The organism is Actinacidiphila sp. DG2A-62 (assembly GCF_035825295.1).
Lineage (GTDB): Bacteria > Actinomycetota > Actinomycetes > Streptomycetales > Streptomycetaceae > Actinacidiphila.
The window spans coordinates 222,394-242,317 of sequence record NZ_JAYMGI010000002.1; the positions used below are offsets into that span (position 1 = coordinate 222,394).

General features: G+C 75.5%; 15 protein-coding genes and 2 pseudogenes. 8 read left to right on the forward strand and 9 right to left on the reverse strand.

What is annotated here, in order from left to right:
• Positions 1 to 48: 48 nt before the first annotated feature.
• Positions 49 to 456, forward strand: a complete 408-nt coding sequence (locus tag VSR01_RS01485; protein ID WP_326447473.1) for a CoA-binding protein — start codon at positions 49 to 51, stop codon at positions 454 to 456.
• 69 nt (positions 457 to 525) lie between these two features.
• On the opposite strand, the gene VSR01_RS01490 is transcribed toward VSR01_RS01485, so the two are convergent.
• Together VSR01_RS01490 and VSR01_RS01495 are read right to left on the reverse strand one after the other, a co-directional pair.
• Positions 526 to 1,062, reverse strand: coding sequence for a YbaK/EbsC family protein (locus tag VSR01_RS01490; RefSeq protein WP_326447474.1), 537 nt, complete (start codon positions 1,060 to 1,062; stop codon positions 526 to 528).
• Between the two features lie 51 nt (positions 1,063 to 1,113).
• The gene (locus tag VSR01_RS01495) at positions 1,114 to 1,893 is read right to left on the reverse strand and encodes an acyltransferase (protein ID WP_326447475.1); all 780 of its coding nucleotides are present in this window, start codon (positions 1,891 to 1,893) and stop codon (positions 1,114 to 1,116) included.
• 235 nt (positions 1,894 to 2,128) lie between these two features.
• Between VSR01_RS01495 and VSR01_RS01500 the strand changes: the two genes are divergently transcribed.
• The gene (locus VSR01_RS01500) at positions 2,129 to 2,668 is read left to right on the forward strand and encodes a gamma carbonic anhydrase family protein (protein WP_326453447.1); all 540 of its coding nucleotides are present in this window, start codon (positions 2,129 to 2,131) and stop codon (positions 2,666 to 2,668) included.
• Positions 2,669 to 2,699: 31 nt separating this feature from the next.
• Here the strand turns inward: VSR01_RS01500 and VSR01_RS01505 are convergent, their stop codons facing one another.
• Positions 2,700 to 3,356 (reverse strand): DedA family protein, encoded by a 657-nt coding sequence (locus VSR01_RS01505; protein WP_326447476.1) that lies wholly within the window; start codon positions 3,354 to 3,356, stop codon positions 2,700 to 2,702.
• 239 nt (positions 3,357 to 3,595) lie between these two features.
• The gene (locus VSR01_RS01510; RefSeq protein ID WP_326447477.1) at positions 3,596 to 4,048 is read right to left on the reverse strand and encodes a DUF4442 domain-containing protein; all 453 of its coding nucleotides are present in this window, start codon (positions 4,046 to 4,048) and stop codon (positions 3,596 to 3,598) included.
• A 72-nt stretch (positions 4,049 to 4,120) separates the two neighbouring features.
• Between VSR01_RS01510 and VSR01_RS01515 the strand changes: the two genes are divergently transcribed.
• Together VSR01_RS01515 and VSR01_RS01520 are read left to right on the forward strand one after the other, a co-directional pair.
• Positions 4,121 to 5,350 (forward strand): hypothetical protein, encoded by a 1,230-nt coding sequence (locus tag VSR01_RS01515; protein ID WP_326447478.1) that lies wholly within the window; start codon positions 4,121 to 4,123, stop codon positions 5,348 to 5,350.
• A gap of 148 nt (positions 5,351 to 5,498) precedes the next feature.
• Positions 5,499 to 6,823, forward strand: a pseudogene (locus VSR01_RS01520) (MFS transporter).
• Here VSR01_RS01520 and VSR01_RS01525 read toward each other — a convergent pair.
• Complete coding sequence (locus VSR01_RS01525) at positions 6,763 to 7,890, reverse strand: spermidine synthase (protein ID WP_326447479.1); 1,128 nt, start codon at positions 7,888 to 7,890, stop codon at positions 6,763 to 6,765. The pseudogene VSR01_RS01520 and the gene VSR01_RS01525 sit on opposite strands and share 61 nt — an antisense overlap.
• A gap of 293 nt (positions 7,891 to 8,183) precedes the next feature.
• On the opposite strand from VSR01_RS01525, the gene VSR01_RS01530 reads away from it, so the two are divergent.
• From VSR01_RS01530 to helR, 3 genes are all read left to right on the forward strand, one after another.
• Complete coding sequence (locus VSR01_RS01530) at positions 8,184 to 9,533, forward strand: MFS transporter (RefSeq protein ID WP_326447480.1); 1,350 nt, start codon at positions 8,184 to 8,186, stop codon at positions 9,531 to 9,533.
• A gap of 125 nt (positions 9,534 to 9,658) precedes the next feature.
• Complete coding sequence (locus tag VSR01_RS01535) at positions 9,659 to 10,453, forward strand: TVP38/TMEM64 family protein (RefSeq protein WP_326447481.1); 795 nt, start codon at positions 9,659 to 9,661, stop codon at positions 10,451 to 10,453.
• 342 nt (positions 10,454 to 10,795) lie between these two features.
• The gene (gene helR / locus VSR01_RS01540) at positions 10,796 to 13,018 is read left to right on the forward strand and encodes an RNA polymerase recycling motor ATPase HelR (RefSeq protein ID WP_326447482.1); all 2,223 of its coding nucleotides are present in this window, start codon (positions 10,796 to 10,798) and stop codon (positions 13,016 to 13,018) included.
• A 184-nt stretch (positions 13,019 to 13,202) separates the two neighbouring features.
• Here helR and VSR01_RS01545 read toward each other — a convergent pair.
• Positions 13,203 to 13,751 (reverse strand): annotated as a pseudogene (locus VSR01_RS01545) (CGNR zinc finger domain-containing protein); the annotation flags it as partial.
• A 123-nt stretch (positions 13,752 to 13,874) separates the two neighbouring features.
• Positions 13,875 to 14,063 (reverse strand): hypothetical protein, encoded by a 189-nt coding sequence (locus VSR01_RS01550; protein ID WP_326447483.1) that lies wholly within the window; start codon positions 14,061 to 14,063, stop codon positions 13,875 to 13,877.
• Between the two features lie 374 nt (positions 14,064 to 14,437).
• On the opposite strand from VSR01_RS01550, the gene VSR01_RS01555 reads away from it, so the two are divergent.
• Positions 14,438 to 17,524, forward strand: coding sequence for an MGH1-like glycoside hydrolase domain-containing protein (locus VSR01_RS01555; RefSeq protein WP_326447484.1), 3,087 nt, complete (start codon positions 14,438 to 14,440; stop codon positions 17,522 to 17,524).
• Positions 17,525 to 17,621: 97 nt separating this feature from the next.
• On the opposite strand, the gene VSR01_RS01560 is transcribed toward VSR01_RS01555, so the two are convergent.
• Together VSR01_RS01560 and VSR01_RS01565 are read right to left on the reverse strand one after the other, a co-directional pair.
• Positions 17,622 to 18,716 (reverse strand): aldose epimerase family protein, encoded by a 1,095-nt coding sequence (locus VSR01_RS01560; protein ID WP_326447485.1) that lies wholly within the window; start codon positions 18,714 to 18,716, stop codon positions 17,622 to 17,624.
• The gene (locus VSR01_RS01565; protein WP_326447486.1) at positions 18,713 to 19,879 is read right to left on the reverse strand and encodes a LacI family DNA-binding transcriptional regulator; all 1,167 of its coding nucleotides are present in this window, start codon (positions 19,877 to 19,879) and stop codon (positions 18,713 to 18,715) included. Before VSR01_RS01565 ends, VSR01_RS01560 begins: the two co-directional genes overlap by 4 nt.
• Positions 19,880 to 19,924: the final 45 nt, after the last annotated feature.

Consider the following 19,924-nt stretch of genomic DNA (forward strand, 5'->3'; position numbering starts at 1 on the left):
CAGGCAGGACGGGAAGCGCGGGAGCGCTGCGGGCGGCTGGAGGGCATCGTGTACGGCGACAAGGCGACAGTGCGGAAGATCCTGCGGGACAGCGGCGACACCTGGGCCGTGGTGGGCCTGTCGGGGAACACCTCGCGGGCCGCCTACGGGGTGGCGGCGGTGCTCCAGCGGTTCGGCAAGCAAATCGTGCCGGTGCACCCCAAGGCCGAGACGGTGCACGGCGAGCAGGGGTACGCATCACTGGCCGAGATCCCCTTCCCGGTGGACGTGGTGGACGTGTTCGTCAACTCCGCGCTGGCCGGGCAGGTCGCGGACGAGGCGGTGGCAGCCGGGGCGTCGGCGGTGTGGTTCCAGCTCGGGGTGGTGGACGAGGACGCGTACGAGCGCACCCGGGCGGCGGGCCTGGAGATGGTCATGGACAAGTGCCCGGCGATCGAGATACCCCGGCTGGACTGACCTGTCCGGACCGACCCGGGCCGCAGGCACGGCCGCGGCTGGCGCTGCGGCTCGGGCTGGGGCTTGGGCTCAGACGGCGACGCCGAGGCCGTCGAGGACGACCGCGCCGGGCAGGTCCCCGATCGTCTTGCCGGGGACGATGAGCTTGCCGCGCCGCGCGCCGCTGCCGATCACCACGTACGGGACGTCGACGACCGCCCGGTCGACCAGCAGCGGCCACTGCGGCGGGAGGCCGACGGGGGTGATGCCGCCGTACTCCATGCCCGTCTCGCCGACGGCGGTGTCCATCGCGGCGAAGGACGCCTTGCGCACGCCCAGGTGCCGGCGGACCACGCCGTTGACGTCGACGCGGGTCGTGGAGAGGACGACGCAGGCGGCGTAGGAGACCTCGCCGGCGCGCTTGCCCGCCACCACCACGCAGTTGGCGGAGGTCTCCAGCAGCGCGGGGCCGCAGGCCTCGACGAAGGCGGCGGTGTCGGCCTTGGCCGGGTCGGTGTCGACGTGGATCATCACGTCGGTGACGGCAGCGGCGACCGGCGGCGGCAGCAGGTCGAGGCGTTCGGTGGCCGGTGCCGCGTCGTCGAAGGAGCCGATGGGTGCGCGCATACGCGGGAACCTAGCAAACGGCTCCGGGGCGGTGGCGCGGGGCCGTTCGGGTCAGGTGCGGGCCCGCTGTCCCAGCTCGTTCACGTCGAGGAGGTCGAGGAGTTGCCGGGGGGTGAGGTCCTCGGGCAGAGGTGCGGGAGCGGGGGCGGTCAGCGGCGGCTGCCAGCCGTCGACGGGGTCCCAGCGGCGGACGACCTTGGCGGGGGCGCCGGCCACCACGCAGTGGTCGGGGACCTCGCCGCGGACCACCGAGCCGGCCGCGACGACGACACCGCGGCCGATCCGGGTGCCGGGCAGGACCACGCTGTTGACGCCGAGCCAGCTGCCGTAGCCGATCTCGACGGGCTCGGCGCTGGGCCACTGCTCCCCGACCGGCCGGTCCGGGTCGTGATAGGCGTGATTGGTGCTGGTCACATAGACGTTGGGGGCGCAGAAGACCTTGTCGGCGATGACGATGGGGGCCAGCGCCACCACATGGCTGTCCCGGCCGATGACGACGCCGTCGCCGATGGAGACGATCGGTCGGGGGCCGTAGTCGACCTCGGCGGGGTCGGCGGGCAGCAGCCCGACGGTGAGGGTGACCTGTTCGCCGATCATGCAGTGCTCGCCGAGGCTGATCCAGTGCTCGCCGAAGACGGTGCCCTGGGGGAAGGCGAGCCGGGTGCCGGGACCGAGGGCCCGGAACCGGTAGGGGCCCGGCCGCTGCGCGGTGACCGCTCCGGCCTCCCGCACCCAGCTTCGGCCGCGGTGGACCAGCCGGGACAGGGCGCGGCGGCGCCAGGCCGCGGCGCGGGCCGTCGCAGAAAAGAACACGTTCTCGTTCTGGGGCACGGTGCCACCGTATACGGTGCGGTACGGCGGCGGCGGGCGGGTGTGCGGCCGTCCGCGGGAAGGGATGGGTTCGGGCGGGCGGCTACGGCGGACGGCCGCGGCGGCGCGGGGAATGAGGGAAATGAGGGAGAGGACGGGGTCGATGGCGGACGAGGCGGGCCGGGCCGGCACGGCGGACGGAGCGGGCGCTGCGACCGCGGCCGCGGCTCACGGGAGCGGCGGTGCGGGCGGGGCCCTGGTCGCCTCGGTGGCCGGGCGCAGTCCGGTGGTGGACCCGGCGGCGTACACCGCGCCGACGTCGGTGGTGCTCGGCGACGTGGAGCTCGCGGCGGGGGCCAGCGTCTGGTACCACGCCGTGCTGCGCGGGGACTGCGAGTCCATCCGGATAGGCGCCGGCTCGAACGTCCAGGACAACTGCACGGTGCACGCGGACCCGGGGTTCCCCGCGGTGGTCGGGGCCGGGGTGACGGTGGGGCACAACGCGGTGCTGCACGGCTGCGTGGTCGAGGACGACGTGCTGGTCGGGATGGGCGCGACGGTGCTGAACGGCGCGCGGATCGGCGCGGGTTCGCTCGTGGCCGCGGCGGCGCTGGTGACGGCGGGCACGCGGGTTCCGCCGGGGTCGCTGGTGGCCGGGGTGCCGGCGAAGGTGGTCAGGCAGCTGTCGCAGGAGGAGCAGGCGGGGCTGCGGCTGAACGCCGAGCACTATGTGGCGCTGGCAGCGCGGCACCGGGAGGCGCTGGGCCCGGGGGCGTCGACGGACGCGGGGGCGTAGAGGTCGTGTGCGGAAAGGTCGCGCCGGTGCGTCACTCGGCGGTGGCGGCGGTGGCGACCTCGCGTTCGGCTTCGGCCTCCGCCGCTGCCTCCGCCTTGGCGGCGCGGCGGCGGACCCAGAGCATCGACCCGATGCCGAAGAGGACCGCGATGCCGAGGCCGACGTAGCCGAAGCGCTCCAGCCAGGGTTCGGCGACCTTGCCGACGGTGTAGATGATGGCGGTGATGCCGCCGGCCCAGACGATGCCGCCGAGCGCGTTGGCGATGAGGAACTTCGGGTACGGCATCTTGAGCACGCCGGCCAGCGGGCCGGCGAAGATGCGCAGCAGCGCCACGAAGCGGCCGAAGAACACCGCCCACATGCCCCAGCGCTGGAAGGAGCGTTCGGCGGTGGCGATGTGCCCTGGTGAGAAGTGCTTGGGGAATCTGCGGCCGAGCCGGTCCAGCAGCGGCTGGCCGCCCTTGTGCCCGATGGAGTAGCCGATGGAGTCGCCGGCGACCGCGCCGACGATGGCGCTTGCGCCGACCAGCCAGGGGTTGACGTGGCCCTGCGAGGAGAGCAGCGCCGCGGTCATCAGCACGATCTCGCCGGGGAGCGGGATGCCCAGGCTCTCCACGCCGACCACCAGTCCGACCATCAGGTAGACGGCGACCGGTGGAATGCCGTCGAGCCAGTCCTGGACGTGCACTGCCGGGCCCTCCCCGCGACGATGGCGTAAAGCGCGGGCAAAGACCGCGCACAGGGGAAGGGTAACCGAACTTCCGGGCGAACCCCGCCGGTCAGCGGCCGGTCACCGCCGGTCGGCACGGATCGGCAGCGCTCGGCAGCGCTCGGCAGCGCTCGGCAGGGATCGTCGCGGGTCGGCGGCGGTCGCCCGGAGGCGGTCCGGCGGTCACGCGGAGGTCGCCCGGAGTCGGTCGCCCGGTGTCAGTCGTGGGGGCGCAGCGTCCACACGATGGTCATGTGCGAGGTCTCGGCGCCGTCCTCGCGGCGTACGGACACCTCGACCGGGAACTCCGGCCGCAGCCCCCGGTCCAGCTCCGCGACGACGTCGGCGATCGGCCGGCCCAGTTCGGCGACCGCCGTCAGCGGGCCGCGCGCGAGCTTGGTCCAGGCGACCTCGCAGCGCACCGGCAGCGGCACCGCGCGCGCCATCTGGTCGCCGAAGGCGCCGACCACCACGGCGCCGCTGGCCGACTCGGCGAGGGTGAACATCGCGCCGGCGTGCGGGCCGCCCACGTGGTTCTGGTACTCCGGCCGGTCGGGCATGGCCAGCACCGCGCGCTCCGGCGTGGTCTCCAGGTACTCCAGTCGCAGGGTGCGAACCATGGGCACGGTGGCCGTCAGCAGCTCGCCTATCGATGGCTTCGTCTCGGACATGCCGGGATGTTACCAATGGGTAGGCAGATCCGGCGTGGAACCGCCGGTGCCGCTCCCCTAGTGTTGCCAGCCATGTGGCCAGGAGAACAGTCCGGGGGACAGCAGCAGCCACAGGGCTCGCCCACTCCCCCTCAGCAACCGCCCGGCGGCTACGGCACGCCGAACCCGTACGCGAAGCCCGCGCAACAGCCCCCGCAGCAGCCCCAGTACGGCTACCCGCAGCCGCCCGCCGGCCCGCCCGCGCCGCCGCAGGGCCCGCCGTCCCCCGCGCAGGGCGCGCCCGGAACGCCCGGCTACGGCCAGCCCGCTCAGCCGGCCTACGCCGCGCCGACCCAGCCGTACGGCACACCCGGCGCGTCCCCGTACCCGCAGTCCGGCTACCCGACGCCGTCACCGGGCTACCCCACCCCGCAGCAGTGGGGCCCGCCGGTGCCCGGCGGCGGCCCCGACGGGCAGCCGCCGAACAAGCGCAACACCACCACCATCGCCGTCGCGGTCACCGCGGCCCTCGCGGTCGTGGCCGCCGTCGTGGTCGGCGCGGTCTACCTCACCGGGGACAAGAAGAAGGACGCGCAGGACGACCCGACCCCCACCCCGACCGCGACCCTGCCCACGACGCCGACCCCGACGCCGACGACCGCGCCCCCCGCGACCACCGCCGCGCCCGGCGTCTCCGGCGGCTCGGACGACTCGCCGCGCGGCGCGCCGGTGGACATCAAGCCCGTCGTGCCCGGCTGGCGGGTGGTCGAGCGCGACCAGCGCAACGTCCTGTTCGACGTCCCCTCCAGCTGGAGCGTCGACACGCAGGGCATGACCATCGGCTTCGACGACGGCAAGGGCAACCCGGCGGTCGCGATGAGCGCCCCCGCCTACTACAAGCACGACTGGTGCAAGTCCGCGAACGGCACCGCCGACCGCGCGGTGGTCGGCACCAAGGGCGCCAACGGCGCGTCCAGCGTGCGCAACGCGGCCGAGGTGCAGGCCGAGTCGTGGGCGTACTGGGCGTACCAGGTCAACGGCAAGGGCACCTTCTCCAAGGCGCAGAACAGCAAGGCGTTCCACAACTCGTACGGCATCAACGGCTGGCAGGCCGAGGCCACCGCCTCCCACCTGCCCCTCGCCAACAAGTGCTCCAGCCCCGGCGGCAAGGCCTGGACGGTGGCCTGGCTCGACCCGACGCAGAGCGACCCGTCGAAGAAGCTGGTGGTCTGGGTGCTCTACGCCGACCAGGGCGTCTCCGACCAGCTCGCCCAGTCGACCATCGACAAGATCAAGAGCACCATCCGGCTGATCAAGAAGTGAGCGCCGGGCGGCCGGCCGCGTGCGGGCCGCCCCGCTCGCCGAAATCGCCTTGCGGCCGGGGCGCGCGCTCGGCGACAGTCTCCCGATGACCAGCGACGACATGACGCCCGCCGGCCGGCGCGGGGCCGAGGGGGCGCGGCCGGTCCGCCTGTCGCGTCCGCGCCGGACGCCGCGCCTGCCGCGCCCGCCGCGCCCTCCGCAGTGGGCGAACCGCAATTTCCGGCTGCTGGTGTCGGCGTCGTTCATCAGCGGCCTCGGCAACTCCGGCGCCACCATCGCCGCCGCCTACGCGGTCATCGGGCCGGCGGCGGTGCCACCGACGTCGGCGTGGTGGCCGCCGCCCGCACGCTGGCCATGGTGGTGTTCCTGCTGGTCGGCGGCGCGGTCGCGGACCGGCTGCCGCGCCAGCACGTCATGGTCGCCGCCAACCTCCTCAACGCGGTGTCGCAGGGCCTGTTCGCGCTGCTGGTGCTGGCCGGGCGGCCGCTGCTGTGGCAGATGGCGGTGCTCACCGCGGTGGGCGGCGCGGCGCAGGCGTTCTTCTCCCCCGCCGCCCAGGGCATGGTGCTCTCCATCGTCGAGCCGTCGCACGCCGGCAAGGCGTTCTCGGTGTACCGGCTCGGCACCAACGGCGCGAACATCGCCGGCGCGGCCCTGGGCGGGGCGCTCGTCGCCGCGTTCGGCGCCGGCTGGGTGCTGGCCGTCGACGCGGCGGGCTTCCTGGTCTCCGCGGCGCTGCGCGGCCGGATATCGTCCCGCCTCGCGGCGCGGCCCGCGGAGCCCTCCGGCCTGCTGCGCGAACTGCGCGAGGGCTGGCGGGAGTTCGCGTCGCGCTCCTGGCTGTGGGGCATCGTGGTGCAGTTCGGCGTGGTCAACGCGATGACCGGGGCGGCCGAGCAGGTCTACGGGCCGCTGGTGGCCCGCGACCATCTGGGCGGCGCGGGACCGTGGGGCGTGGCGATGGCGGCCAGCGGGATCGGCACCGTGATCGGCGGGCTGCTGATGCTGCGCTGGAAGCCGCGGCGGATCCTGCTCGTGGGCACGCTCGGGGTGTTCCCGCTGGCGCTGCCGCTGGCGGCGCTCGCCCTCGCGCTGCCGCTGTGGGCGCTGGCGCCCTCGATGTTCGCCGCGGGTGTGGCGATCGAGGTGTTCGCGGTCGGCTGGATGCTCGCCCTGGCCCAGGAGATCCCCGAGGAGATGATGTCGCGGGTGTCGGCGTACGACTGGCTGGGCTCGATCGCGATCATGCCGCTCGGGCTCGCGCTGGCCGGGCCGGCCGCGGCGGCATTCGGGCGCACCCGCTCGCTGTGGGGGGCGGCGGCGCTGGTGGTGGTGCTGACCACCGCGGTGCTGCTGCTGCCGGAGGTGCGCCGGCTGGAACGGGCCGGGGCGTCCACCCCGGTCGCGGCCGGTCAGCCGACGGTGAAGGCGCCCTCCGGCGGCTCGGGCGAGGGCGTGGCCGAGGCGTCGTAGACCGGTGCGCCGTACAGGTCCGCGAGCGCGGCGCCGTGCACCAGCCGGGCCGGGAAGGGGTCGGCGGCGCAGCGTCTGGCCAGCACGTCGAGGCGCAGCGGCAGCTCGCCGCGGGCGGCGGCCACCACGGCATTGCCGAAGCGCCGGCCGCGCAGCACGCCCGGCCCGGCGAGCACGCACAGTGCCGCCTGCTCGGGGCCGCCGAACGCCTCGCGCAGTGTGGCCAGTTGGCCGCCGAGGAAGGCGAGCGGCGCGGCGTCGGCGATGTTCGCCAGGTACAGACCGCCGGGCCGCAGCACCCGGGCCGCCTCGCGGGCGAACTCCACGGACGTCATATGCGCGGGCACCCGTGAGCCGCCGAAGACGTCGGCGACGACCAGGTCCGCGGAGTCCGCGGGCCGGGCGGCGAGCCAGCCGCGGGCGTCCTGGGTGTGCACGCTCAGCGAGGCCGCGGTGGCCGGCTCCAACGGCAGGTGCTCGGTGACGAGTTCGGCGAGCGCGCGGTCGGCCTCGACCACGTGCTGCCGCACCGCGCCGAGGGTCCGCGCGAGCCGCCGCGGTACGGCCATGGCGCCGCCTCCCAGGTGCACGACGTCCACGGCCGGCGCGGCGCCGGCCTCGCCGGTGGCGCCGCTCGCCCCACTGTGGGGCCCTGCGCGGAACGAGCCGCCGCGCCCGCCGAACGCGGCCTCCGCGGCGTACGCGATGCGCCGCGCGTACTCGAACTCCAGGTGCTCCGGGTCGTCGAGGTCGACGTAGGACTGCGGCGCGCCGTCCACCGTCAGCAGCCAGGCCCGCGGCCGGTCCACGTCCGGCAGCAGCCGGGCCTCGCCGAAGTCCACCGCGCGGCCGACGGGCACCGGCTCGCAGCCGGCCCCGGCCCCGGACACCGTTCCGGGCGCCGCGGCCTCCCCCGCGGGCCCGACATCCGCCGCGGCACCGGCCAGCCCACCGGCCACCCCGCCGGCCTCGGAGCCGGGCGCGCCCCGCCGCGTCTCGCAGGCGGCGCCCGCTCCGGGGCCCGGCGTGTCGGCGGGGGCGGCGGTCGGCTCGGCCTCGGGTTCCATCCGCCCATTGTCCCGCGCCGCGGGCACGGGCAGCCCCGGCGTGTCGCCCCGGTCCGGGACGGGGGCACGACACGCCCGGAACGCACCCGGCGGGCGGCCTCCTCCACGGTCTGCCGGCGGCCGGGCCGGGCCGGAGAGGGCCTGCGTGCGTCCGCGCGCCCCGCGACCTCGCTCCCCTCCTCTTCGCCGCGTCTTCACTCTCCGGTGACGTGCGGGAATCATGGCCGTGCGAGAATTTGTTCCGTAGTTGAACTTACACTCCCGCCCGAACAGAACCGGAGGACCGACCTTCCATGCCCCTGGCCATCCTCGCCCTGGCGATCAGCGCCTTCGGCATCGGCACGACCGAGTTCGTGATGATGGGCCTGCTGCCCGACGTCGCGCACGACCTCGGCACGTCCGTGCCGACCGCGGGTTACCTCGTCTCCGCGTACGCCCTCGGTGTGGTGGTCGGGGCGCCGCTGCTCACCGGGCTCGGCGCCCGCGTCCCGCGCAAGCGGATGCTCCTGCTCCTGATGGGGCTGTTCACGGTCGGCAACCTGGCGTCCGCCTTCGCGCCGGGCTACTGGACGCTGCTGGCCGGGCGGTTCCTCGCCGGGCTGCCGCACGGCGCGTTCTTCGGGGTGGGCGCGGTCGTGGCGTCACGGCTGGTCGCCGAGGAGCGCAGGGCCCGCGCGGTGGCGGCGATGTTCCTCGGGCTGACCGTCGCCAACATCGTCGGCGTTCCGGCGGCGACCGCGCTCGGCCAGCACCTGGGCTGGCGGGCCACGTTCGTGGTGGTCTCGGTGGTCGGCGTGCTGGCGCTGGGCACGCTCGCGCTGCTGGTGCCGCGGCTGCCGGCCGAGGAGCAGGTCGGGGTCGCCCACGAGCTCCGGGCGATGCGCGAGCCGCAGGTCCTGCTGGGCCTGCTGACCGCGGTGTTCGGCTTCGCCGGCGTCTTCGCGGTGTACAGCTACCTCGCCTCGATGATGACCGAGGTGACCGGCTTCGCGGACTCCACGGTCACGCTGCTGCTCGCGCTGTTCGGCCTGGGCATGACGCTGGGCGCGCTGGCCGCGGGACCCCTCACCGACCGCGCGCTGCGGCCCACGCTCTACGGTTCGCTGGCCGCGCTGGCGGTGGTCCTGGTCGCCTTCCACTACGCGGCGCGGTCCAAGGAGACCGCGCCGGTGGCCGTGGTGCTGCTCGGCGCGGTCGGGTTCATGACGACCACTCCGCTGCAGATGCTGGTGATGAACAAGGCCCGGCGGGCGCCCACGCTGGCCTCGGCGTCCAACCACTCGGCGTTCAACCTGGCCAACGCGGGCGGCGCGTGGCTCGGCGGCGTGGCCATCGCGGCGGGCTGGGGCTGGACCTCGCCGGCGCTGGTGGGCGCGGTGCTCGCGGTCGTCGGCCTGGCGGTCGCGGTCACCGCGGGCGTCCTGGACCGCCGCGGCCCGGCCGCGGTCTCGCCCGTCGTCGTCGCGGCCACGGCGGGAGCGGTGACCGAACCGCGGGCAGGGCGCGCCACGGGAGCGGGAGCCGCCACCGGGGCAGGGGTCGTCACCGAAGCCGGGGTCGTCACGGGAGCCGGGTCCGGCCACCGGGCCGACGCGGGAGCGCTGTCCGGCCGGCTCGCCGACGGCGGGCGGGCGTCGGACTGACCCCGCCGGTCGCGCCGCGGGAGGGGTGCGGCGCCGGCGGACGTCCGCCGCGGCGGTCCGCCGGCGAACCGGCCACGGCGAGGAGACGCGCGCGGCGAGGGGCCGGGCTCGGTTAGGCTCCCGGAGTGCTGGTTCGTGCGGGGTCGTCGGACGGCCGCGTGCCCGGGTGGGCGCAGCGGTGTCTGCGGGCGGTGGTGTCGCCGTGGGCGCGCTTCGGTGTGCTCGTCGCGGTGCTCGGGACGGGGATCGGGCTGGCCGTGGCCTTCGAGCCGCAGCGGCTGCTGACCCACGGCTGGCCGCCGCGGACCTCCGGGGTCGCCGCGGTGGTGGTCTTCGCGGTGGCGTACGGGGTCGCGACCGTCGCCTTCGTGCCGCGCCCCCTGCTGAACGCGGCGGCCGGCGCGCTCTACGGCATCGCCTCCGGCCTGTCGGCGGCGATAGGCGGCACCGTGCTGGGCGCCGGGCTGGCCTTCCTGCTGGGCCGGGCGCTCGGCCGGGACGCGGTGCGGCCGCTGCTGCGCGGGCGCGTGGTGCTGTCGGTGGACCGGCAGTTGAGCCGGCACGGCTTCCGCAGCACGCTGGCGCTGCGGCTGTTCCCCGGGGTGCCGTTCGCCGCGGCGAACTACGCCGCGGCGGTCTCCCAGGTGCGCCTGCTGCCGTTCCTGGTGGCGACGGCGGTGGGCAGCACGGCGAACACCGCGGCGTACGTGGTGGCGGGCAGTCGGGCCACCTCCCCCACGTCCCCGGCGTTCCTACTGGCGCTCGGCTTCCTGGGCGTGACGGCGGTGGCGGCGGCGGCCGTGGCGCGGACGAGGACGCGGACGGCCCTCGGCCGCGGCGGCACGCGGCCCGCGGGCCGCTCGGCCACCGAGGGCGAGGCGGACGCGACGGGCTCCGCGGAGCCGGACGGCGCCGCCTGATGCTGCCGCGTGGCGTTGCCGCCTGACGTTCGTACGGGGTCGGACCGGGGGACGCCGTGCGCCCGCACCCGGCCCGGAGGACGCGTGCGGCGGGAACGCTCACCGCGGTCCGGGGATCTGATCCGCACCGGCTCGGGACACACCTCTCCCCGCCACTTTCAACCTATAGCGCACCCGGGGGCTTGCGGCAAGACCCCCGTCGTGCCGCACAATCGCTGGCCCGGCCCGGAACTCACGGATGTTCCGGGCGAGTCGGACATGGGGGAGTCACCACGTGCACACCGTTTCACCAGCTTTCGCCGCCGCGGCGTCCCCGCGGACCCGGACGTCGGGGGCGGCGGCATGAGCCCGGTCACCACGAGCGCGTTCGACCTGCCGGAGCGGCTGTCGGCCAAGGCGGACCCGGCGCTGATCGCCGCGGACGAGCGGCACTTCGCGGCGGTCGCGGCGAGCCTGGAGCAGGCGGTCGCGGAGCTGTCGGCGCAACTCGACGCGGAGCGCAGGGCGCCGGGCGGCATCGGGCGGCAGGCGATGGACCGGGACAGCCAGATCCACCGGCTGACCGGCCGGCTGCGCGCGCTGCGCCGCTTCGGCCTCGACCTGTGCCTGGGCCGCATGGTCGGCGCGGACGGCGGCGAGCCGGTGTACGTCGGGCGGCTGGGCCTGACCGACGCCGACGGGCGCAGGCTGCTGGTCGACTGGCGCTCCCCCGCCGCCGAGCCGTTCTTCGCGGCGACCCACGCCCGTCCGATGGGGCTGGCCGCCCGCCGCCGCTACCGCTGGACCGGCGGCCGGATCAGCGACTACTGGGACGAGGTGTTCACCTCCGACGGCCTGGAGCAACACGCCGCGCTGGACGACCAGTCGGCGTTCATCGCCAGCCTCGGCGCCAACCGCTCGGAGCGGATGCGCGACGTGCTCGGCACCATCCAGGCCGACCAGGACGCGGTGATCCGGGCCGGCTCGCGCGGCGCCCTCGTGGTGGACGGCGGCCCCGGCACCGGCAAGACGGTCGTCGCGCTGCACCGCACGGCGTATCTGCTCTACTCCGACCCGCGGCTGGGGCACCGGCGCGGCGGCGTACTCTTCGTCGGCCCGCACGAGCCGTACCTCGGCTATGTCGCGGACGTCCTGCCCAGCCTCGGCGAGGAGGGCGTGCGGACCTGCACGCTGCGGGATCTCGTCGCGGAGGGCGCGGCCGCGGCGCCCGAGGCCGATCCAAAGGTCGCGCGGCTGAAGTCGTCGGCCGACATGGTCAGGGCGATCGAGACGGCGGTCCGCTTCTACGAGGAGCCGCCGGCGCGGGGCATGACGGCCACGACGGCCTGGTCGGACGTGTGGGTGGGTCCCGAGGACTGGGCGGAGGCGTTCCGGGCGGCCGGAGAGGGCACGCCGCACAACGAGGCGCGCGAGCGGATCTGGCAGGAGCTGGCCGAGATCCTGTGGGACAAGCTCGGCTTGGACGAGGAGGAGGACGCGGTCACGCCCGAGTCGTTCCTGCGCTCGCTGCGCCGGGACGGCGACCTGTCCGACGCCCTGTACCGGGCCTGGCCGCTGCTGGAGGCCGCCGACGTGGTCGGCGACCTGTGGACGGTCCCGGCCTATCTGCGCATGTGCGCGCCCTGGCTCGACCGGGAGGAGGTGGCGCGGCTGCAGCGCGAGGACGCGCCGCACGCCTGGACCGAGGCCGACCTCCCGCTGCTGGACGCGGCGCGGCAGCGGCTCGGCGATCCGCGGGCGGCACACCGCAGGGCCCGGCACGAGGCCGTCGTCGCGGCGGAGCGCGAGCGGATGTCCCAGGTGATCGACGACATCGTGTCAGCGGCCTCCTTCCACTCGGCGGGCGACGACAGCGAGGGCGCGGTGCGGATGCTGCGCGGGCCCGACCTCCAGGAGGCGCTGGTGGACCCGGACGCGCTGCCCGCCGCGGACCCGGACCTGCTCGCCGGGCCGTTCGCCCACGTCGTGGTGGACGAGGCGCAGGAACTCACCGACGCGCAGTGGCAGATGCTGCTGCTGCGCTGTCCGTCGCGCAGTTTCACCGTCGTCGGGGACCGCGCGCAGGCGCGGCGCGGCTTCACCGAGTCGTGGCGCGAGCGCCTCGAACGGGTCGGCTTCGACCGGATCGCCGTGGCCTCGCTGAGCATCAACTACCGGACGCCGCAGGAGGTCATGGCGGAGGCGGAGCCGGTCATCCGCGCGGCGGTCCCGGACGCGAACGTGCCGACGTCCGTGCGCGCCACCGGGGTTCCGGTGACGCACGGCCGGGTCGCGGAGCTGGACGCGGTTCTCGACGGCTGGCTCGCCGAGAACGCCGAGGGCACCGCGTGCGTCATCAGGACGCGGGGCCCGGCCCGGCCGCCGGAGGGGCCGGACTCCCCCGCGGCGGCGCCGCGGACCAGGCCCCGGGTTCGGGAGCTGACGCCGGAGCTGTCCAAGGGGCTGGAGTTCGACCTGGTCGTCCTCGTCGACCCGGAGGCGTTCGGCGACGGGGTGGAGGGCGCGGTGGACCGCTACGTGGCGATGACGCGCGCGACCCAGCGGCTCGTGGTCCTGCGCGGGTGACCCGAACCGGCCGGTGACCGGCGGCGACCGGTGGCCCGAACCGGCCGGTGACCGGGCCGGCCGGGCGCGAGCGAGGCGGTCGGTCGGGCGGACGGCTGGCCGGCCGGCCGGGTGAGCCGACGCGGGCCGCCGGGTGCGCCGCGCCGGATTCAGCCGGCCTCGGCCGGCGCCGGGGTGTGCGCCCCGCCCCGGCGCCCTTCTTGCGAGCCCGGTACGCCGCCGCCTTGATCCTGTTGCCGCAGGACTCCATGCCGCACCACTGGCGGCGCATGCCGCGGGAGCGGTCGATGTAGACGCGGGTGCACTGCGGGTTGCCGCACTCCTTGAGCAGCGGCACGTCGGGGCCGCCGAGGAGTTCGACGCCGCGCCGGGCCACGGTGGCCAGCGCCTCGCGCGGCGTCGCCTGGGTCCAGCGGCCCGACGGCGTGAGCTGCGGGGCGGCGGCGGGCTCGCGGGCCGCGCTGTTGACCACGGCGAGGGCCTCGCCGTCGTACTCCTCGCCGAGACGGCGGGCGGTGATCAGCCGGTAGAGCGCCTCGCGTACGACGACCGCCCGGTCGACGTCCTCGCGCGCCGCCGGGAGGACCGCGTCCACCAGCCCGGACTCGCGGTACCAGGCGGTCAGCCGCGCGGGCGTCGCGAACATCTCGAACCGCTCGTCGCGGCGGGCGCGCAGGGTCGCGGCGAAGTCCAGGGCCGGGTCGCCGCAGACGAAGACGTGGTCGAGGTTCATGTCACCATCCTGACAGGTGACCGCCGGGCCGCCAACGAGCCTGCCCGGAGCCTGCCGGGCCGGCCGGCAGGGATCGGGGAGCACCACCGGGAACGGGGCCCGGCGAGCGCTCCCCTGCGGGCGTCACAGCCCGAGGTCCACGGCCAGGCAGTTGTACGAGGCCCAGGCGCTCTCGGCGCGATACACGTCGGGGGCGGCCACCCCGGCCTGGTGTTCCTCGACCATGTCCTCATAGCGGACCCGCTCGGGCAACCGGCCGAACCGGGCCCTGCGCTCCAGCGCGTCGCCGTCGATCGTCGTCACGTTCTCCACGGTGTGCCTCCTCCGGCCGGCGGCGGGGTCTCGGCCGCGCCACTTGACGACCTCCACACTGCCACGCGGTGCATCACCGGTCAAGCAGGTGACGCATGGACGACGAGCCGCGAGCAGCCCCGCCGGTGCCGCCCGTCGCACGTCCCACCGGGACACTCTTGCAACGATAGAAAGATCAGCACCCCCGCCATCTGCTCAGCCGAAAAACCCATCCGCTCCACAGGGTTGACGCGCACAGGAACGCAGTGGCCTCATTTACATCGTTGTATAGAGCCGCGTACGACGGAGGAACTGATCCGATGCGTCAGCAGGTCACAGCGGGCCCCGGCAGAGTGAGATCCCATACGAGACCGGCCGGGCGCGGCCGGCGCGGCGTGCCCGCGCTCGTGGCGGCGCTGGCCGCCCTGGCCCTGCTGGTGCTGTGCGGCGCCGCGGGCCCGGCGCAGGCCGCCGCCGCGGGGGCGACCAAGGGGGCGCCGCCGGCCGGCGGGCCGGTCGCTCCGGCCTACCCGGCGGTGGGTCCCGGCACGCACTTCCTCGACGACGCCTCCTACCTGGCCGGCGTCGACGACCCGGACTGGTACGAGTCCAACATCCCGTTCGTGGACCTGCCGGACGCCACCATGCAGAGCGTCTACTACTACCGCTGGCGCACGTACAAGGAGCACCTGCGCTACACCGACCCGCAGGACGGCTGGATCTCCACGGAGTTCCTCGACTGCTGCGGTTACGCCGCGCCCTACCAGGCGATCGACGCGGCGGCGGGCCACCAGATCACCGAGGGCCGCTGGGTCAGGGACCAGACGTACGACGACGACTACATCAGGTTCTGGCTGACCGGGCCCGGCGCGGGCGCCAAGCCGGCGACCGACGACGTCAACGCCGACACCACCGACTGGGCGCACGAGTACAGCGTGTGGCTGGCCACCGCCGCCTACCAGCAGGCCCAGGTGACCGGCGACTTCAGCCGGCTGCGCGGCCTGCTGCCCGCGCTGGTGCGCCAGTACCGCGGCTGGGACAAGCAGTTCGACGCCGGCCTGGGCCTGTACTGGTCGGTGCCGGTGTGGGACGCGATGGAGTTCTCCGCGTCCTCCTACGCCTCCGGCGACCCCTACCACGGCGGCGCGGGCTTCCGGCCGACGCTCAACTCGTACCAGTACGGCGACGCCGAGGCGATCAGCGCGATCGCCGCGATGGCCGGCGACAGCCGGCTCGCCGCCGAGTACGCCCGCCGCGCGGCCCAGTTGAAGGCCTCGATGCAGAAGTGGCTGTGGGACCCCAGCCGCGGCTTCTACTACACGATGCCGCGCGACGACAATCCCGGCCACAAGCTCTCCGACACCCGCGAGGAGATCGGCTACCTGCCCTGGATGTTCGGCGCCGCGCAGCCGGGCGACTCCGGCGCCTGGTCCCAGCTCCTGGACCCGCAGGGCTTCGCGAGCGCCTACGGTCCGACGACCGCGGAGCGGCGCAGCCCCTGGTTCATGCACGAGGCGAGCGACTGCTGCCGCTGGGACGGCCCGAGCTGGCCCTTCTCCACCTCGCAGACGCTGACCGGTCTGGCGAACCTGCTGGACGACGGCGCGCCGCAGCACACCGTCACCAAGGAGGACTTCGCCGCGGCGCTGGCCACCTACGCCAGGACCCAGACGCGCAACGGGCAGCCGTACGTCGCCGAGGCGCACGACCCGGACAGCGACCGCTGGATCTACGACGGCTACGACCACAGCGAGGACTACAACCACTCGACGTACACCGACCTGGTGCTGTCCGGCCTGATCGGCCTGCGCCCGCAGTCCGGCGGCTCGCTGCGGGTGCAGCCGCTGGTCCCGGCCTCCTGGGACCACTTCGCCGCGGAGAACGTGCCCTACCACGGACACAACGTGACCGTGCTGTGGGACCGCGACGGCAGCCGCTACCACCAGGGCGCCGGCCTGCGGATCTACCTCGACGGGCGGCTGGTCCGCTCCTCGCCGACGCTGAAGGACACCACGGTGGGCGTCGGCGCGACCGTGCCGGCCGCGCCCTCGGACCTGGTGAACGACGCGGCCAACCCGCTGCGCACCGGCTACCCCAAGCCCCTGGCCTCCTACACCTGGCAGAACGACAACGCCTGGAACGCCCTGGACGGCAAGGTGTGGTACGACCAGGTCCCGGAGAACACCCGCTGGACGAACTACTCCTCCCCCAACGCCCAGGATTACTACGGCGTCGACTTCGGCGCGCCCACCTCGGTGAGCGACGTGCGCTGGTACGGCTACGACGACGGGGGCGGCGTCCGGCCCGCCGCCGCCTACCGCCTGCAGTTCTGGGACGGCTCGGCCTGGCAGGACGTGCCCGGGCAGACCAGGGCGCAGTCGCAGCCGGTCGGGGACGGCCTGAACCGGATCACGTTCCCCGCGCTGACCACCACGAAGCTGCGGCTGCTGTTCACCGACCCGCCGGGCGCCTTCGTCGGCGTCACCGAGTTCGAGGCGTGGGGCGCCTCCAGCAAGGACGCGACCGTGGCCGTCGGCCCGCTCAACGCCAACGGGGTGATCGTCGCCGGGAGTTCCACCACGGTGGACGTGACCGTCCACAACACCTCGGGCGGCAGGCTGGGCGCGGCCTCGGTCCGGCTGGCGGCGCCCGCCGGCTGGACGGCGCGGCCGGTCGGCTCGGGCCCGTCGTCCCTGCGCCCGGGGGCGACCGGGGTGTGGCACTTCGCCGTCACCGCGCCCGCCGGCACCCCGTCCGGCACCGAGGCCGCCGTCATGGCGACCGCGTCCTACCGGCCGCAGCACGGCCCGGCCGCGTCCACCCACCGGCTGCAGAACGTCCGCACGCCCTTCCCGCCGGGACAGCAGGCCCCGGTGGGCGTGTGGAGCCTGGACGAGGGCGCCGGAGCCGTCGCGCACGACAGCGCGGGCGGGCACGACGCCGCGGTGAGCGGCGGCCCGTCCTGGGTGCCGGGCGTCTCCGGGACGGCGCTGCAGCTCGACGGCGGAGGCGGGCAGTTCGCGCAGACCGCGGGTCCGGTGCTGGACACGACCGGGAAATTCACGGTCGGCGCGTGGGTGCGGCTGGACCGCACCGGCGGCTGGGCCACCGCGGTGAGCCAGGACGGCCCGGTCAGCAGCGGCTTCTACCTGCAGTACTCCGCCGCCGACAACAAGCTGGCCTTCTCCACCGGCGAGGGCCGCGCGCTGTCCGACCAGCCGCCGGTCACCGGGCGCTGGTACCACCTGGTGGGTGTGCACGACGCCGACGCCGGCACGTACACCCTCTACGTCGACGGCAAGGCGCAGTCGGCGGTCTGGCACCAGGCCGGCGACGCGGCGCCCGGGCCGCTGGCGATCGGCCGCGCCTTCTCCGGCGGCCGGACGGCGGACTTCTGGCCCGGCGCGGTGGACCAGGTGCAGGCGTGGAACCGCGCGCTGTCGGCGGCCGACGTGGCCGCGCTGGACGCGCCGACGGGCTGAGCCGCGGGAAGCCGCCGCGGGAAACCGCCGGCGGCAGTGACGGGCGGGGGTCCGCGGTCCCGGGACCGCGGACCCCCGCCTGTCGCGCCCCGCGGCCTCAGACCGCGCCGGTCAGGTGCGGGAAGCGGAACTCCGTGGTGCTGCGGAACTCCGCCTCCGGCGTGAGCACGGTGGACGGGAAGTCCGGGCGGTTCGGCGAGTCGGGGAAGTGCTGGGTCTCCAGGCACACCGCGCCGTGCCGCTCGTACGGCTTGCCGTCGGCGCCGCTGAGGCTCCCGTCGAGGGTGTTGCCGGTGTAGACCTGCACGCCGGGCTCGGTGGTCCACACCTCCAGGCGGCGCCCGCCGACCGGGTCGGCCAGCCGGGCGGCGCGGCGCAGCGCGCCGTCCTGCGGCCCGGTGCCGAGCACCCAGCAGTGGTCGTAGCCGCCGGTGGCCCGCAGCTGCGGGTGGTCGGCGCCGATGCGCTCGCCGATGGGGTGCGGGTCGGCGAAGTCGAAGGGGGTGCCCACGGTGGCCTCGGGCACGCCGCTGGGGATGCCGGTCGCGGTGACCGGCAGGTAGGACGCGGAGTCCAGCGCGAGGGTGTGCCGCAGCACGTCGCCCGCGCCGGCGCCGGCCAGGTTGAAGTAGGCGTGGTGGGTCAGGTTGACCACGGTGGTGCGGTCGGTGCGCGCGGTGTAGTCCACTCGCAGGGTGCCGTCGCGGCGCAGGGTGTAGAGGGCCGTGACGTCGAGGGCGCCTGGGAAGCCCATGTCGCCGTCGGGGCTGTGCAGGGTGAGCCGCAGCGCCACGCCGTCGTCGTCGGCGGGTCCGGGCTCGGCCCGCCACAGCCGCCGGTCGAAGCCGTCGGGGCCGCCGTGCAGCGCGTGGCCGCGGTCGTTGGGGGGCACGGTGTGCGCGGCGCCGTCCAGGGTGAACCTGCCGTCGGCGATGCGGTTGGCGTAGCGGCCGATCACCGCGCCGAAGAAGGGGCTGCGCTCCTCGTAGTCCGTCACGGCGGGCAGGTTCAGCACGACGCTGCCGCCGTCGTCCCTGCCGTCGGCGGCGGGCAGCCGCAGGCTGTGCAGGATCGCGCCGTAGGTGAGCACGTCGGCGCGGACGCCGCTGCCGGAGTCGAGGGTCCAGCGGTCCACGGGGGCGCCGCCGGAGGTGGCTCCGAACGCGGAGCGGGCCAGGGATGGGCGAGTCATACGGTTCCTCGGACGACGGGCGGCTGCGGGCGGGGGCAGCCGGCGCGGGTGAGTGGGGGGCGGCGCGGTCCGGTGCGCGGACGCGGGCCGGTGCGGGACCGGGCGGCGGGCGGGCCGCGGCCGGTGCCCGCCCTGCCGGTGGTCGACTCGCGTACGACGAGGGTGTGGCCGGGGGTGATGCGCACCGGCGCGGGCGGCGGCGCCGCCCGGTCCCAGGTGATGCGCTCCAGCAGCCGGGTGACGGCCAGCCGGGCGATGGCGGAGGTGTCGGGGGCGACGGTGGTCAGCGAGACGGCCGCGTACCGGCCCTCGTCGGTGTCGTCGAAGCCGACGACGGCGACGTCCTCGGGCACCCGCAGCCCGCGCCGGGCCAGCGCGCGCATCGCGCCCAGCGCCATCCGGTCGTTGTAGGCGAACACCGCGTCGGGCGGCTCGTGCCCGGCCCGGTTTCGCTCCTCCAGCAGCCGGTCCATCGCGGCCATGCCGTCCTGGCGGCCCTGGCCCTCGGTGGCCGCCACCAGGGTCTCGCGCGACTCGGCGCCGGCCGCGGCCAGTTCCTCGCGCCAGCCGCGCAGCCGGGCGTGCGCCTGCCGCCGGCCGCTGGCCGGGCCGGCGCCGACGAAGGCGACCCGGCGGCGGCCGAGCCCGGTCAGGTGCCGTACCGCGGTGCGGGCGGCGGCGATGTCGTCGATGGCGATGTGGTCGTAGGGCACCCGGTACTCCGCCTCGCCCAGCAGCACCAGCGGGGTGCTGTCGGTGCGGGCCAGCAGGTCGTCCTCGCCGAGCCGGACCGGGCTGAGGATCAGCCCGTCGGCCAGGTGCGAGCGGGCGCCGTCGCACACCATGACCTCCCGCTCGTGCGAGCCGCCGGTGTGCTCCACCAGGACGGTGCGCCCGTAGCGGGCCGCGGTCTCGATGACCGCGCCGGCCAGCTCGGCGAAGTACGGCCCCGACAGGTCGGGCACCGCCATGGTGATCAGCCCGGTGCGCCCGCTGCGCAGGTGGCGCGCCGTCAGGTTCGGCCGGTAGCCGAGTTCGTCGATGGCGCGCAGCACCCGTTCGCGGGTGGCCGGCCGCAGGTGCGGGTTGCCGTTCACCACCTTGGACGCCGTCCTGAGCGAGACGCCGGCGCGCGACGCCACGTCCTTGAGGCTGACGCCCACAGCGGCTCCTCTCCTTCGACGGGTCGGCGGCGCGGACCGGCCCCG

Bases quoted from the DNA above. Each gene is read 5' to 3' on its own strand.
- VSR01_RS01490 (WP_326447474.1), bottom strand. From the start codon at position 1,062: ATGCGCGCACCCATCGGCTCCTTCGACGACGCGGCACCGGCCACCGAA.
- VSR01_RS01510 (WP_326447477.1), bottom strand. From the start codon at position 4,048: ATGTCCGAGACGAAGCCATCGATAGGCGAGCTGCTGACGGCCACCGTG.
- VSR01_RS01515 (WP_326447478.1), top strand. From the start codon at position 4,121: ATGTGGCCAGGAGAACAGTCCGGGGGACAGCAGCAGCCACAGGGCTCG.
- VSR01_RS01525 (WP_326447479.1), bottom strand. From the start codon at position 7,890: ATGGAACCCGAGGCCGAGCCGACCGCCGCCCCCGCCGACACGCCGGGC.
- VSR01_RS01530 (WP_326447480.1), top strand. From the start codon at position 8,184: ATGCCCCTGGCCATCCTCGCCCTGGCGATCAGCGCCTTCGGCATCGGC.
- helR (WP_326447482.1), top strand. From the start codon at position 10,796: ATGAGCCCGGTCACCACGAGCGCGTTCGACCTGCCGGAGCGGCTGTCG.
- VSR01_RS01560 (WP_326447485.1), bottom strand. From the start codon at position 18,716: ATGACTCGCCCATCCCTGGCCCGCTCCGCGTTCGGAGCCACCTCCGGC.